A 14,268-nucleotide genomic window follows, 5' to 3' on the forward strand; every position below is an offset into this window, starting at 1 on the left:
CAACATTCACAAAATTTAATTATATCATATTTTAAGGTTTCCAAAATGAAAAAGGAACGGTCTCCCGTCCCTCATCCATTCACTTTCTCTGCATCATTCCAGTAATACTTACTAAATGCTTCCGTTAATACGTCAATTGTGTTATATAATTCATCTAACGTATTATCAACACCACCAACTTCAATTAACATCGCATTTTTAGATAAATCTTGGTTATAAACGCCATTTCCATCTTTTTTATACTTCGGAAAAATCCCTCTACTTAATCCGTAATAGTTTTCATCTAAATAACTATTGATTGCTCTTGCAATTTTTTCGTTTTCAGTACGTCCTTCATTTTCCATCCCAATTATAAAATATAATCTTGCATACGATTTCCCGTTAATTACTTTTGTAGTTACTTTCTTGCGCTGATCATCACGGTGTATATCAATTGGAAAAGTAATTTTATTATTTTGTGCTAATGCTTCCTTTACATATCCATGAGATGCTGTATACGATTGATACCATTTCCATTTTTTACTTGCCAGTAAATCACCCATATTCGTTTTATCATGAACAACTGGAATTCCTTGTCCTTCCAGTTGCTCCTTCATACGTTTTCCTAATAAGGACACATTTACATCTGGACTCGATGGATCGGTAGCTCCTGGTAATAAAGGAAAGAAGGATTCCCAACTATGTGTATGGTAAATGTATACTGCATTTTCACCTTTTTTCGTTCCGTTCTTTTTCTGCACCGGATTATTCTTTTCTGCTTCTGTAACTTTATCTTTTGCTACCTCTCGCTCTTTCGTTACTTCTTCAATCGGTACACTAGATTCATTCGGGATATTCGTAAAGTTTGTCCCTTCCCCAGCTACGATAATGTTAGAGTAATACTTTGACATACCAGGTACTTCTTTACCGACAAATGTTCTTAAATCTTTAATTTTCAAATCTGTCGCAATAGAGAACATTAAATTCCCAACAGACTCCCGTTTATTCTGCTTAAAATAATCAAATCCATAATAGTGATTCTCACTTTCTATCATTTGAACAAAACCTTGCATAGACACTTTTCCAAACCATTGATTCGTATAACTTGATTTCATTGTATGTAAAAGCGACGTCAAAATTGACGCGATAATTATTACTATTAGCGCATATAAAAAAAGTAACGAGATTAGTTTTTTCCCATGTATACGAGTTGCATACTTTTTCACTGTATCACCTTCTTTATACATGGATATGTACAAGCCTTTCGTAATATACGCACAAAAAAGAGAAATGGCATCCCATTCCTCTTCCTCACTCTTATTGTTCTTTACCTGTATCATTTGAAGGCAATTTCTTCGCTTGTTTTTCTTTAAAGATTTCTCCGATTGCCCCAAGAGTACCAAGTGTTTCAATTGCATTAGATGGAATAAAGACTTTATTTGCTGGTCCTTTTGCAACCTCAATCAATGATTCAAATGATTTATAAGCAAGTACGCGTTCATCTAAATCTGCTGCACGAAGTAATTCAATTCGGTTTTGTTCTGCTTTTGCGATTTCTTCAATTGCTCTTGCTTCCCCTTGCGCTTCTAATTCTTTCGCTTCTTTTAAACCTTCAGCTTCTCGAATACGTGCTTCTTTATCCCCTTCAGCCATCAAGATTTTACTTTGTTTTTCCCCTTCCGCACGAAGAACTTTATCTTGTTTTGCTGCTTCAGCTTCTAAAATAATCGCACGTTTATTACGTTCTGCTTTCATTTGTTTTTCCATCGATGCTTGCACATCTTTTGGCGGGTTAATGTCTACTACTTCAACACGCTCAATACGAACGCCCCATTTTTCTGTTGCTTCATCAAGCGCTAAGCGAATTTCTGTTGAAATTTTTTCACGACCAGATAACGTTTCATCAAGTTCCATTTTACCGATAATTTGACGCATCGTTGCAGAAGTAATGTTACGAACACCATATTCATAGTTTGAGATACCATATGTCGCAAGTTCAGGTTCGACAATTTGATAGAAAATAATTGTATCAATTTCTACTTGTACGTTATCTTTCGTAATTACCTTTTGTGGTGGTACATTCGTTTGTTGAATACGTAAGTCGTGATATACACGAACGCGATCTACAATTGGGATTAATATATTTAATCCTGGGTGCATAATACGCTGAAACTTACCAAATCTTTCAACAACCCCAACTTTTTGCTGAGGAATAATTTTAATTGTTAATGCGATAAATGTAACTACAATTAGCGCGAATATAATCGTTAACGTTAATGCTATCATATTTATTCACTCTCCTTTTTTACTTGTAATATAGTACTATGCCTCTTTATAACAACGACTTTTTCTCCAGTGTCAATCGGAACATCTGCAATAGCTGTCCAAGTATCTCCATCCACCTTCACAATACCGTTCGTTTCATTTGTAATCGCTTGCACAACAATTCCTTTTTTACCGACAAGCATATCTACTGTATCCGTAAAACCTTTTGCTTCTCGAAAGTTTTTTGAAATTCTTTTCGTAAAGAATGTCAATGTTAAACTTACAATCGCACCAACAGTAACTTGTAACAATAGTGCATCAGGAGCAAATAAAGCAATAAGACCTCCGACAACAGCTCCAATTCCAAGCCAAAGCATATAAAACGTTATCGACAACATTTCCGCGATAAATAAAATACCCGCTATAATAAACCAAATCACCCAACCAGCCATATGCAACCCTCACTTTCTTTCTCATTTTCTATATGTATATGAAGAAAAGAATGGTTTATCCGCCCTTTCTCATACTTGGGCGTTTACTGCAAGCTATCGTACATATTCGCTGTTACAATAAGTATTAATAAAATACTATATCAATATATTCTTCATTATACATGAAAATTCCTTTCAAAAAATGACAAAAAATTTAATTCTTTTAAAATTATTTTTTTCAGTTTATAATAACTCTAACTCTAATTTGTATTTTTTTGGAAGGTGATATCCTTAATGTGGAATCATTCAATATCATACTATTTAGGATCAAAAATCTGTATTACTCTTGCTGACATCGTTTACATAATGATTATTACAACTCATATCTATATATCAACTAAATCAGCTACTATTACTGCCCTTTTTCCATTATTACAAGTTATCACAAATTTGATCGCAAACATATCTGCACCACTTATAATGAATCATTTTTCATCTTATTCAGTACTTTTTATATTACAATGGACAAAAACTGCCCTATTCATTTTATTAACGCTATTATTTCCGGTCCTTTCCACAAACATTGTAACTCTATTAACTTTCATTTTTTTCATTTCTTTATGTAGTGGGTGGAGTGCTCCATTATTATACAGTATTGTTCCACACCTAACACCAAAAGAAAGATTAGTAAAAGTAAATAGTATCTTTTCCTTTTCATCACAAATTGTACAAGCGGCAGCTTATTCATTTACAAGTATTATCGTTCTGCTCATTGGGGCTACTTCTACATTCATGATTAATATTATTTTAATGATTTTCGGATGTATTGCATTGCATATTTCATTACATTCCATCCATACCGAACGAGTAACAGAGCCTTCTTCTTCAAAAAACACAGCTTTATTTGAAGGCTGGAAACTATTATTTCATCATCCTTCTTTGCGCACAGTTACATTAATGGACTTAATTGAAACTTTAGCAGGGACGATATGGATTGGCGCTATTACGATGGCATATGTAACGACTGTTCTGCATAAAGGAGAAGAATGGTGGGGATATATTAACACAAGTTATTATGTGGGCACGTTAATTGGTGGTCTATTAGCGTGGAAAATAAGTACATATATTCAAAAAAATTTAATACGCTCCATGGCGATAGGATCACTTATATTTAGTATTCTTACATTTTTATATGGTATAACAAGCAGTGGATTTATTGCGCTTTTCCTATGTGTTCTAATGGGACCATGTTATCAAATTAGAGATATTTCTCAAACGACGGTTTTACAATCTAGTGTCGCCCCTTCTCTATTATCGAAAATGTATACAGCACACGGCGCCCTTCTTTCAACAGCTTCTGGTCTTTCTATGCTTAGCGTTGGCATTATTACTGATATGTTCGGTGTTCGTACGATTTATATGATTGCTTCTTTTCTTATTTTATGTTCTGCCTGTTTATCTTTTAGCCTATTAAAATATCATAAGACAGAGCAGAAAGATATTTCACTTTAATCAATAAATCAAAAAGGACAGGAAATTCCTGTCCTTTTGTACATTCTATTCATGACAAGTTGGGAATTTCTCTATGCTTTGTCGCTTGTTCAAGAGCGTACGCTAGTTTAATTAATATTCCTTCACGAAAAGCAGTACTTGCAATCGTAATTCCAAAAGGTCTCCCGTTTTCCATATACCCTGCTGGTATTGCTATAGACGGATAACCTGCTTTCGCACATATAGTAGAGCCTATATAAGACGGAAATAGTATCGCATCAAGATTATATTTTTCCAATGCAAAATCAATACCTTGTTTTTGCGAAAAATATATATCTTCTAATCTTGCATGTAAATATTCTGGATTTCTTAACGTATTAGGATAATCTTTTCTTCCCTCCAACTTAGTTTGTCCATATTTTAAAGCTCTTTCTGCTATGTTTTTATTAAACGCCATTAATTCTGAAATAGAATGTACGGGAATAGTAGAAGGTAATTTTGAAAAATAGTTATCTAAACTATGCTTCAGCTCATAAAGCGGAACTCCCCAGCTCCATTCTCTATGAAAGGAAGGAATATCAATATTTTCTACTACTGTCGCCCCCTCACTACGTAATACTTGGATCGTGTCCTCAAACAAATTTTCATCATACTCACCATTTTCGTAATAATCTTTTGGAGCATTACTATAAACACCAATCTTCGCTCCCTTTAAACCATTAACATCAAGATAAGATGTATAATCTTCATATGCCATACCTTTACTTTTATGAGTAGCTACATCTTTCTCATCCACTCCAGTTAAACTCCCTAGTAAAATAGCGGCATCTGTTACTGTTCTAGCAAATGGTCCCGCTGTATCCTGTGAATAAGTGAACGGAATAATTCCTCTACGACTAATTAGACCGACAGTTGGTTTAATGCCTACTACAGAGCTTTGAACAGCTGGACTCAAAATAGAGGCATCCGTTTCTGTCCCAACAGATAATACTGTAAAATTAGCGGCAACTGCTATTGCGGCCCCTGTACTAGAGCCACCAACAAACATATCATCCGTGCCCGTTCCATATGGATTGATTGTTTGACCACCTCTTGCACTATATCCAGCCCACATTTCAAAAGACATTGCATTTGCTAACTCCGTCATATTCGTTTTACCTATTATCACCGCTCCTGCCTCTCGCAGTTTTGTAACGAGAAATGCATCTTCGCTACTTATATTTTGTTCTAGGGCAATCGTACCTGCACTTGTATGCATGGAATCATTCGTTTCAATATTGTCCTTTAGCAAAACAGGTATACCATGCAATGGTCCCCTTACACCTTTTATCTTCCTTTCATAATCTAACGCTTCTGCAATAAAAATAGCATCCGGGTTTATTTCTAAAATAGAATTAATTTTCGGTCCACCTTGATCATATTGTGCAATTCTATAAAGATAATATATAACTAATTCTTTGGAAGATAACGTCCCTTCTTCCATTGCGGTCTGTATATCATGAATTGTTAATTCTTTTTTTAATACTGGATTAAACTGAATTTCCATTTATATTCTCCTTTATATCCCTTTTAGTTTTTACGAATACTTCTTACTTTTTCATTTTTTCACCTCAGCCTATTCCAAATTAATATCCCTTTAAAAAATTTCAACTTACTTTTTAATACACCTTTAATTTCCCGAAAAATAAAAAGAGTCTGAAACGAATCATCCTTCGCTTCAAACTCTTTTTATTACTGTGCATATACCTCATCTAACAAATGTAAAAACTCTCCTTGTTTTCCTGCTAATTCAGGGCATTTTGCAATATCAATCCATTCGTAGCAAAATACTAAACCTTCATCTTCCTCACCGGCACTTACTATATGTTCCCAAGTATCTTTTACATTCGTTAGTAACGTTACGTGGAAAAAGTGGCGTTTTTGATATTCCTGTTTTTCCTTCACGTGTATGATGTAATCTGCTAGGAAACGCTCTATACATAAAAGACGTAATCCAGATTCTTCTTGTACTTCACGTAAAACTGCTGCTTCTAACGTTTCTCCTTCATCAACTGTTCCCCCTGGCACTTGGATACCAGCTTCAGGTATATCACGATGTTTAAAAACAAGTAATTGCTTCATCCCTTCTTTTTCTCTTGTAATATATGCATGTACTTTTTTCTTATATAACATCGTCATTATATTTCTCTCCCCTCAATTGTTCACTCTGTTACTTCTTCAAGCGTCAGTTGATTTTCATATAAATATGTAGCTTGTGGATTTCCCACATACCTTACGTGCCATGGTTCAAACCGATAGCCCGTAATTGATTCTTTTTCTTTTGTATATCGAATCACAAAACCAAATTTATGGGCATTTTCAGAAAGCCATTGCCCCTCTTTCGTCTCCCCAAAAACTGTCTCTAACTGAAATTTAGCAGATTGCGATGTAATATCCATAGCTAGTCCAGTTTGATGTTCACTCGTACCAGGAATCGCGCTAGACATCGCAGTTTTCGCTTCTCCATCTTGTTTTTTATACATCGTATTTAATGCCTTTTGTCGATCAAAAGATCTAAATCCAGAGACTGCAAAAAGGAAAATACGCTCTTTATCAGCTTGTTGAAACATGTCCTCAAGCGCACTAGCTGCCTCTTTCCTCATTTTTTTCTTTTCTTGATCACCTTCACTAGAGTAACGTACTTTCGGAATAACTAAATCTGGCGGTCTATACCCATCTGGTAAACGCCTACTTTTATTCACAAGTACAAGCGTCGAATTTGGATTACTAATTACCGCAATATCCCCATCCATATTCGCAATCGTTTCTTTCGCTTTCGGAAATATGTTATTTACATTCACTTCCTGTGCCTGCTTATTCTTATACATTTTATAATTGATTCCTGCTACTCCAACAATGAGTATCGCCGCTACGATACCAAGTAGTGTCCATCTTTTTTTCATATAACGACCTCTTATTTTAATAATTTGGCCATTTCATACTCATCAATGTTTTATCCATCGATAATAAGAGCAGCTTTTTTGACACCCTCTTTCTCAAAGCCTACTTTTCTATATAGTGCCTGAGCTCTTGTATTGTGGGCCATTACCGTTAATTCTAAACGCCATACATCATGTAATCTTGCCCACTTCTCAACCTCTTTAAACAAGCTCGTTCCAATACCACGCCCACTACACTCTTGCAATATACCAATTACAATGGCTGCAACATGTCTCTTTCTTTGTATGTTATTTCCATTCACTAAAATAAATCCTACTATTTTCTCTTCTTCAATCGCTACAAATATTGTTGCTTTTTCATTCTGTATAAATCGATGAATCATTTGCTCTTGTTGCTCAACTGTAGTTTTTCTTTCTCCTGGCTCGTATAACATAAATTTCGTTTCTTCATCTAATTGCTTACTTAATTGCAAAAATGAGGCTGCATCTTCTACTTTGATCTCCCTAATCACTTAAATCACCCTACCTATTTCATTGTGAAAAATTTTCCTTGTAAAAAGATTTTCTCCATTATTGCGAAAATCCCTTTCTAATTCCCCTATTATAAATAGACAAATTTCGATATTACTATAGCAATTATAAATTATGTCTATAATGTGACATCTTATCATCCTCGTTTCATGACAAACAAAAAACGTAAGCTTTACACTTACGTTTTTCCCTAATTGATGTAGGCTGATAACCATTGGCAATGCCCACCACTCATTCAAATTTCACTTTATCCATTCACTTTTTCCGCTTGCCAAAAATATTCACCAAATGCCTTAGCAAGTGCATCAATTGATCGATTTAGTTCTTCCTCTGTATTATCTACCCCGCCAACTTCAATTAATATCGCTTGTCCTGATAGGTCTTGATTGTAAACTCCATTCCCTGTTTGGAATCCTTTTTGAATTACACCACGGCTCATTCCCGGATATTTCTTACTAATCGTCTCGTGTAACGCAGTTGCTAATTGTAAGTTTTTTTCATAGTTTTTGTTACCTTTTCCAATTACAAAAGCAAGCTTAGCATATGATTTATCTCCAATTGTTTTTGTTGTTACATTTTTTCGTGCACTATCACGGTGTAAATCGAAGAAGTATTGTAATTCTTTATTACCAGCCATCGCTTCTTGTACAATTTCCCGTGACATTTTGTAAGAACTATTACTATTTAACCCTTTACTAATTAACCTTTGACCAACGTCAGTCTTATCGTTAGTAGATCCGATTCCTTCGCTTTCTAATTGTTCACGAAATCGGTCGCCGACTATGGAAATATTCGTTACAGAACTTGTCGCTTTATTCGGGTTTGGATCATTCGTTAAGTTCAGTAACGGCAAATAAGATTCCCAGCTATGCGAATGATATATAAATGCAACTTGTCTTTTTCCAGTCGTTTGAGCTGGTTGTTTTTTCTCTTTATTCGTATCAGGCTTTGGCGCTTGTCCACCTTCTCCAGTCCGTTCTTTCACTACTTCTTCAAGAGGAACACTCGACTCTATCGGTAAGTTAGAATAATTTGTTCCCTCACCTGCGATAACGATTTCTGTATCGTACTTACCAAAGCCAGGAAGCTCTTTTCCGACAAAACTACGTACATCGTTAAAACGAATATTCGTAGCCATAGAAAAGAGAAACGAAGAGATTGAAAAATCTTGATTCAAATTTCGATACTCTTGTGTAAAATAATGATTTTCTTTTCCAAGAACATACATGTAGCCATTCATCGATAACTCATTTAACCAATTATATAAATACGTTGACTTTGTCTCTTTCATAGAGGTTACCATCATACTAATAAGAAAAAAAGTCGCTAGTACCGTAGTAATAATAAATAAAACTAACTTACGTACACTTGTAAACTTCACATAAAAAAAGCCTCGATTCATACTATCACCCTCTCTATTTCAAGTTATGTACAAGCTCTAGAGAATAGACCGTTTATATTCCGGCTATATTGTTAATGAGGTGAAATGAATTGAAGCTATTAATAGGAATATTACCAATCGCTCTATCATTCATTTTTTATTTGTCCGCTAAACATCCAAAAGTCTCTATTGTGTTACATATTTCTGCGTACTTGGCACTGTATGTACTCGGTACAATTATTTCCATTAATGTATACGATGTTTTAATACAAGATTTAGTTTTCATGACGAGCATTCATGGAATTTTACTGAATCCATTTTTCCTTATTGCAGGAGCGTATATAGGAACATACACTTTGTACCTACTTTTGTCTCACATTATTATGAAAATAAAAAATGGAGCGTAACGAAATGCAGCCACCGTTCATTTGTCATACATGTAGAAAAAGAATTACACGAAAGAAAGACCTTATTACCACTACACGGTACTTCCATTTTTATTTATTTCACAACAGTTGTTTTAAGCAGCAACAACTCTTCATCCCACGTTTTATCCCTATGAATACACTTTTTTGTTTCTTTCTTATTATATACGGCCTTATTGTTGGTAGCATTCTTATGCTTACGGAACCGTCTATCATTTGGCTTATTTTTTTGCTGCCTATTTTATATCGATTTCTTTCATATTATTATGTTGAACGTTTTTTCTCTACATAACGAGTGGACTGTCCTTTAGGAATGCTTAAACATTCCCACTCATTTTCTTTTAACATTTTACCGATGTAAATAATCTGTCCAATATGCAAAGCATAATGAGAAATTTGCCTTTCAATTGCTTGCAGGACCGTATGTGCTTCACCACGAATGTATACCGTCTTCAATAGATGTTCCGGCATTATAGTATTCATCGTATTAAAAACGTATTCCCATCCTTCTTGCCACGCTGCAAGGGCTTCTTCCTTTGAAGAATAGCCTCCTTCAAATTCACCATCTCGGTCACGATCAACTTTTTCACCATCAGATGTTAAAAAATCCGTCCATCTGGAACGCATATTACCGTGCAAATGTTTCATTATAATCGCTATGCTATTTGTTTCTTCATGAGAAGACCATTGTATTTGTTCGTATGATAATTGAGAAAGTGCCCGTTCTCCTTGCTGCTTTGTTGTTTTGAAATTAGAAATGGCACATTGTAAATATTCTCGTCCGATATCCATATTGCCCCCCCACCTTCACACTAACTAATTTTCGTTCCATTTGGCAGTTCCATATTAGGCTGAAGCAACACAACATCTCCCGCTTCAGGAACTCCCCCTAATACAAGCACTTCTGATTTAAATCCAGCTACACGCTTTGGCGGAAAATTTACAACAGCAACAATTTGCTGACCAATTAAGTCTTCTGGATTATATCTCTTCGTAATTTGAGCACTTGACTGCTTGACCCCAAGCTCCCCAAAATCAATTTCTAGTTTAATCGCTGGTACTCTCGCTTCTTTAAATTCCTCTGCCTGTGTTACTGTTCCAATTCTTACATCAAAAGTTAAAAAATCTTCAAAATTAGCCATTTTATCATTCCTCCCATTTATTACTTAGACAAAATACAAAAATCCCCTTTAAAAAAAGAAAGGCGCCTAAGCACCTTTCTTTTGTAATTCACTTGATTCATTTGATTTATAGAAGAAGAAACCAAGAATTCCGCCAATACATGATGGGATTAACCATCCTATTCCTTCTTTATATAATGGTAACATTTGAAGTACATTAGAAATCGCATCAATTTTAATGTTCGCACTTTCTAAACCGTTAAAGAAACTAATTAACAACGCACCTAAAATCGCCCCAATGTAAATTGTATTACGCTTCCCTATCCATTTATGGAAATATGAAAGAACGATTAATACAATTGCAACTGGATAAATGATCATTAACACTGGTAATGTTACTGTGATTAATTGTGTTAACCCTAGGTTAGATACAATTAAACTAAATACACATACCATAGTTACAATCGTTTTATGCGAAAGTCTTGGGAATAAGTTTGTGAAGAAGCCAGCACACGCAGATGTTAATCCAACAGAAGTTGTTAAACAAGCGAGTATAATTACAAGTCCTAATAAAATTTTGCCACTTGTTCCATATAACTCATTTACAACATTCGTCAAAATAAGACCACCGTTCTCCGACACACCAAGTGATGTACTTGTAGATCCGAGATATGCAAGTGATAAATATATTAACGTTAAGCCTAATACAGCAATAATCCCTGATACAACTGTTATTTTTGCGATTTGTCCGCTCTCTTTTATCCCTTTTGAGCGAATAACTTGTACTACAACAATCCCAAACACAAGTGCACTAATCGCATCCATCGTTAAATATCCTTGAATAAATCCACCAAAGAAAGCATTCTCTTTATAAGCAGCTAAAGGTGCAGCCGGTTCTCCAATTGGATCAATAATTGCTTTCCCGACAATAACAGCAACAATTAATACTAATAATGGTGTAAGAAATTTTCCAAACCAATCGACTAATTTAGATGGATTTAATGATAAATACCACGTTATTCCGAAGAAAAATATAGTGAAAAGAAATAGCATGTACCACTCTGAAACCATTGCATCTGATAAAAACGGCTTCATACCCATTTCAAACGAAACGGCTCCCGTACGCGGGATTGCGAAAAATGGTCCAATTGCTAAATAACTAACCAATGGGAAAATAAATGCAAATATAGGGTGAACTCTAGAAGATAGCGCTTTCAAGTCCCCCTCTACAAACGCGACAGCTGTTACAGCTAATAGGGGTAATCCGACTCCCGTTACAAGGAATCCTATCGTAGCAATCCAAACATTCTCTCCTGCTTGTTGACCTAAAACTGGCGGGAAAATTAAATTTCCTGCTCCTAAAAATAATGCAAATAGCATTAAACCAATTGCTACCGTATCACCTGGCCTCAATCGTCCCTTCATACTCTTCATTTGCATAGCACTTTTTCATTGTTTATCTTTATTTTCACAATATGCTATGCATCCTCCTCTCTGCTCAAGATGATAAAATATGCCCCTTACAAAGCAGTGTCTTTCTCCATAATTTCTCCATTCCCCTTATTATTACTCTAATTATTAATCTCGTCATTATTTTTTGTTTTTGATTTTTGATTTTTTTGAATATTTAAATCGTTAGAGTGTTATTACGTGGAGTATAGTTGTCAGACCTCTTTGTTTTTATCACACATATAGTAACATATTTAGTTGAAAAATAAAAACATATTTTCAAATTGATTTTTTTGAAAATCAAAATTATCTACATTTTATATTCTCTCACACAAATGTTATTCGAGCACTAGACTCATTCTAGATTATTATTTTAAAATAATTTCAAAAGCCATCTAACATATGTTAGATGGCTTTTGCATGTTACTCTATCGTTTCTACTTCACGTGGATTATTCATCTCTTCTACATACACAACTCTAAATCCATGATCTTCTAAATCTTTTTGAAGTGTTTCTAATTCACCATCTTCAAACTCTTCTCCTAATGTAAACATAATTCTACGAACTAATAGAGCATCATTATCAAAAGTCATTAAACTTTGAATACCAGTGTATTTCTTCAAAACTGTCGATAACTTTTGGATCGCTCCATTATAGTCTTGCGTTCCAATCATGACAGAATATTTACTAGAATGAACGCCCCATGCATCTTCTAATAACTCAAAAACTTTTTTATGCGTTAAAATTCCAAGGAAAATTCCTTTTTCGTCAACTACTGATAAATAAGGTAATTTTTTTATTGTAAAAAATACTTTAAAGAAAGATGAATCTTCTCTCACAAATCCTTCTTTATCGTTCAATAATTGTATTACACTTTCGTCAAGTGATCCTTTATATTCTAAAATATCTACTTTATATATATTCCCTAAAAATTTCTCTTTTTTTTCATCTAAAACTGGTACACAACGATACCCTGTTTTATTTAAATGCTCCAATGCTTCCCCTATCGTAATCGAACTTGAGCACAGTAAAACTTCCCTTTTCGGCACGTAATTCCCTTTAATCCTCATAAAAAGCCTCCTTATGTTAAAATACTTTCTGTGCCATAACTATATTATATATTCGGAAAAAAATAAATAATTTATTTTATTTTTCTGAAAATTATTCATTTTCTTGTCATAATTTATTCATGAATCCTTCACTTGCATATCTTCACTAGGAAAGCCTCTCTCTGAATGACTTAATGAAAAAGATATTGTAACTTTATTAGAAAAACGCTAAAATAAGAATAAGAATTTTCTGAATATTCAAAGAGTAGGTGGTTATATGTCTTTGTTACGCTCGCATATATGCAAATTTATAATTGGTGTCATTGTTATTTTTGTCATAAGTCCTATCCCAGCTCTTTTTATTACACATAATTATTCTTATCAAAATGGCTTAATAAGTATTTTCCAAAACTTCGATCAACTTTCTTCTATATCAATTCCAAAAATTGATTGGATGCATGAATCTATTTTTTTCTCAGCAAATCAGATGATACATACTTCTACTCATTCAACACCACTATTCCCTTACATATGGGAAATATATTTTTTATCAATTGTTCGTTTCACTTTCACTCTTGCAATTGGCTTCTTTATAAGTTTAGGAATCGGTCATCTATTTTTAAAAGCACCAAATTCAATTAAAAAAATCACTACTTTCCTACACTGGATACCGTACTCTTTTTGCACTGTATTTTTACAATGTTCTATCTTACTACTTCTTCTCTATATTGCAAACTTTATACAGTTTTCTTATTTCTCATCTTTGATCATCGTATGTAGTACCTCTATGATTATCGTTATGCAAGCAATAAAGAAATGGCTCCCTTTCCTGTATAACACAAGTGAATATGAAATGAAAAATTCTGCTTTCCTTGTTGATACATTATTTTTAGCACTTACTTCGAATCATAAATCTATTTTAAGTTCTATTATTTTTTCCTTTTTAATTATGGAATGTACTTTTCACGCGATCGGATTATTACAATTTATCGTTCAATTTGGTGGTACTGCACCTGTAATTGTCACAATCGGTTTACTACTATTGTATATCCCATACAGCGTCTTATCTTTTCTCCAAGCACTTTGGACAACAAACAACTCTAAACAACAAACATACACTATAACACGAAGTATCCCAAAACCGTAAAGTTACATAGCCCTCTATATTCTGAAAGTAGAGGGTTATTCCTTTTGTATCGAGGACAA

Annotated in this window: 16 protein-coding genes; 4 read left to right on the forward strand and 12 right to left on the reverse strand. The window is 34.2% G+C overall.

Translation table 11 applies throughout. The features are described 5' to 3' along the window. Window positions 1-71: 71 nt before the first annotated feature. From spoIIP (A6J74_RS06635) to A6J74_RS06645, 3 genes are read right to left on the reverse strand one after another with little or no spacing between them, the layout of a single operon-like run. Entirely contained in the window at window positions 72-1,319 is a 1,248-nt protein-coding gene (gene spoIIP / locus A6J74_RS06635) for a stage II sporulation protein P (RefSeq protein ID WP_002109489.1), read from the reverse strand. Continuing rightward, window positions 1,297-2,265: an SPFH domain-containing protein gene (locus A6J74_RS06640; RefSeq protein ID WP_000561128.1), complete on the reverse strand. Its 969-nt coding sequence runs from the start codon at window positions 2,263-2,265 to the stop codon at window positions 1,297-1,299. Before A6J74_RS06640 ends, spoIIP (A6J74_RS06635) begins: the two co-directional genes overlap by 23 nt. A gap of 2 nt (window positions 2,266-2,267) precedes the next feature. After that, window positions 2,268-2,696, reverse strand: a complete 429-nt coding sequence (locus A6J74_RS06645; protein WP_000929499.1) for an NfeD family protein — start codon at window positions 2,694-2,696, stop codon at window positions 2,268-2,270. 273 nt (window positions 2,697-2,969) lie between these two features. Between A6J74_RS06645 and A6J74_RS06650 the strand changes: the two genes are divergently transcribed. Continuing rightward, the gene (locus A6J74_RS06650; RefSeq protein ID WP_000267075.1) at window positions 2,970-4,187 is read left to right on the forward strand and encodes an MFS transporter; all 1,218 of its coding nucleotides are present in this window, start codon (window positions 2,970-2,972) and stop codon (window positions 4,185-4,187) included. 49 nt (window positions 4,188-4,236) lie between these two features. Here the strand turns inward: A6J74_RS06650 and A6J74_RS06655 are convergent, their stop codons facing one another. From A6J74_RS06655 to spoIIP (A6J74_RS06680), 5 genes are all read right to left on the reverse strand, one after another. Next, window positions 4,237-5,712 (reverse strand): amidase family protein, encoded by a 1,476-nt coding sequence (locus A6J74_RS06655; RefSeq protein ID WP_016091008.1) that lies wholly within the window; start codon window positions 5,710-5,712, stop codon window positions 4,237-4,239. Window positions 5,713-5,897: 185 nt separating this feature from the next. Then, window positions 5,898-6,344, reverse strand: a complete 447-nt coding sequence (locus A6J74_RS06660; RefSeq protein WP_000178280.1) for an NUDIX hydrolase — start codon at window positions 6,342-6,344, stop codon at window positions 5,898-5,900. A gap of 23 nt (window positions 6,345-6,367) precedes the next feature. Then, entirely contained in the window at window positions 6,368-7,108 is a 741-nt protein-coding gene (locus A6J74_RS06665) for a M15 family metallopeptidase (RefSeq protein ID WP_000747718.1), read from the reverse strand. Between the two features lie 50 nt (window positions 7,109-7,158). Continuing rightward, window positions 7,159-7,617 (reverse strand): GNAT family N-acetyltransferase, encoded by a 459-nt coding sequence (locus A6J74_RS06670; RefSeq protein WP_000617589.1) that lies wholly within the window; start codon window positions 7,615-7,617, stop codon window positions 7,159-7,161. A 266-nt stretch (window positions 7,618-7,883) separates the two neighbouring features. After that, window positions 7,884-9,038, reverse strand: coding sequence for a stage II sporulation protein SpoIIP (gene spoIIP / locus A6J74_RS06680; protein WP_001079305.1), 1,155 nt, complete (start codon window positions 9,036-9,038; stop codon window positions 7,884-7,886). An 89-nt stretch (window positions 9,039-9,127) separates the two neighbouring features. Here spoIIP (A6J74_RS06680) and A6J74_RS06685 point away from each other — a divergent pair, with 89 nt between their 5' ends. Both A6J74_RS06685 and A6J74_RS06690 read left to right on the forward strand, forming a co-directional pair. Next, the gene (locus tag A6J74_RS06685) at window positions 9,128-9,424 is read left to right on the forward strand and encodes a hypothetical protein (RefSeq protein ID WP_000770733.1); all 297 of its coding nucleotides are present in this window, start codon (window positions 9,128-9,130) and stop codon (window positions 9,422-9,424) included. Window positions 9,425-9,428: 4 nt separating this feature from the next. Beyond that, the gene (locus A6J74_RS06690) at window positions 9,429-9,734 is read left to right on the forward strand and encodes a hypothetical protein (protein WP_044810160.1); all 306 of its coding nucleotides are present in this window, start codon (window positions 9,429-9,431) and stop codon (window positions 9,732-9,734) included. Here the strand turns inward: A6J74_RS06690 and A6J74_RS06695 are convergent. The 4 genes from A6J74_RS06695 to cbpA form a co-directional block, all read right to left on the reverse strand. Then, on the reverse strand, window positions 9,707-10,234 hold the full coding sequence (locus tag A6J74_RS06695) for a DUF1572 domain-containing protein (RefSeq protein ID WP_000351102.1): 528 nt from the start codon (window positions 10,232-10,234) through the stop codon (window positions 9,707-9,709). The genes A6J74_RS06690 and A6J74_RS06695 overlap by 28 nt on opposite strands. Before the next feature lie 20 nt (window positions 10,235-10,254). Next, the gene (gene csaA, locus A6J74_RS06700) at window positions 10,255-10,584 is read right to left on the reverse strand and encodes a chaperone CsaA (protein ID WP_001263027.1); all 330 of its coding nucleotides are present in this window, start codon (window positions 10,582-10,584) and stop codon (window positions 10,255-10,257) included. A gap of 66 nt (window positions 10,585-10,650) precedes the next feature. Then, window positions 10,651-11,988 carry a branched-chain amino acid transport system II carrier protein BrnQ4 gene (gene brnQ4 / locus A6J74_RS06705; protein WP_395935011.1) on the reverse strand — a complete coding sequence of 446 codons (1,338 nt, stop codon included), beginning with the start codon at window positions 11,986-11,988 and terminating at the stop codon, window positions 10,651-10,653. A 447-nt stretch (window positions 11,989-12,435) separates the two neighbouring features. Continuing rightward, window positions 12,436-13,083 carry a cyclic di-AMP binding protein CbpA gene (cbpA, locus tag A6J74_RS06710; protein WP_001220521.1) on the reverse strand — a complete coding sequence of 216 codons (648 nt, stop codon included), beginning with the start codon at window positions 13,081-13,083 and terminating at the stop codon, window positions 12,436-12,438. Between the two features lie 256 nt (window positions 13,084-13,339). Here cbpA and A6J74_RS06715 point away from each other — a divergent pair, with 256 nt between their 5' ends. Next, window positions 13,340-14,209, forward strand: a complete 870-nt coding sequence (locus tag A6J74_RS06715) for a hypothetical protein (RefSeq protein ID WP_000055280.1) — start codon at window positions 13,340-13,342, stop codon at window positions 14,207-14,209. Window positions 14,210-14,268: the final 59 nt, after the last annotated feature.

The sequence above is a fragment of the Bacillus sp. FDAARGOS_235 genome (assembly GCF_002073415.2).
GTDB lineage: Bacteria > Bacillota > Bacilli > Bacillales > Bacillaceae_G > Bacillus_A > Bacillus_A toyonensis.

Coding starts and splice junctions, on each gene's coding strand:
- spoIIP (WP_002109489.1), bottom strand. CDS start 1,319: ATGATACAGGTAAAGAACAATAAGAGTGAGGAAGAGGAATGGGATGCC.
- A6J74_RS06640 (WP_000561128.1), bottom strand. CDS start 2,265: ATGATAGCATTAACGTTAACGATTATATTCGCGCTAATTGTAGTTACA.
- A6J74_RS06645 (WP_000929499.1), bottom strand. CDS start 2,696: ATGGCTGGTTGGGTGATTTGGTTTATTATAGCGGGTATTTTATTTATC.
- A6J74_RS06650 (WP_000267075.1), top strand. CDS start 2,970: ATGTGGAATCATTCAATATCATACTATTTAGGATCAAAAATCTGTATT.
- A6J74_RS06655 (WP_016091008.1), bottom strand. CDS start 5,712: ATGGAAATTCAGTTTAATCCAGTATTAAAAAAAGAATTAACAATTCAT.
- A6J74_RS06660 (WP_000178280.1), bottom strand. CDS start 6,344: ATGACGATGTTATATAAGAAAAAAGTACATGCATATATTACAAGAGAA.
- A6J74_RS06665 (WP_000747718.1), bottom strand. CDS start 7,108: ATGAAAAAAAGATGGACACTACTTGGTATCGTAGCGGCGATACTCATT.
- spoIIP (WP_001079305.1), bottom strand. CDS start 9,038: ATGAATCGAGGCTTTTTTTATGTGAAGTTTACAAGTGTACGTAAGTTA.
- A6J74_RS06690 (WP_044810160.1), top strand. CDS start 9,429: ATGCAGCCACCGTTCATTTGTCATACATGTAGAAAAAGAATTACACGA.
- A6J74_RS06695 (WP_000351102.1), bottom strand. CDS start 10,234: ATGGATATCGGACGAGAATATTTACAATGTGCCATTTCTAATTTCAAA.
- csaA (WP_001263027.1), bottom strand. CDS start 10,584: ATGGCTAATTTTGAAGATTTTTTAACTTTTGATGTAAGAATTGGAACA.
- brnQ4 (WP_395935011.1), bottom strand. CDS start 11,988: ATGAAGGGACGATTGAGGCCAGGTGATACGGTAGCAATTGGTTTAATG.
- cbpA (WP_001220521.1), bottom strand. CDS start 13,083: ATGAGGATTAAAGGGAATTACGTGCCGAAAAGGGAAGTTTTACTGTGC.
- A6J74_RS06715 (WP_000055280.1), top strand. CDS start 13,340: ATGTCTTTGTTACGCTCGCATATATGCAAATTTATAATTGGTGTCATT.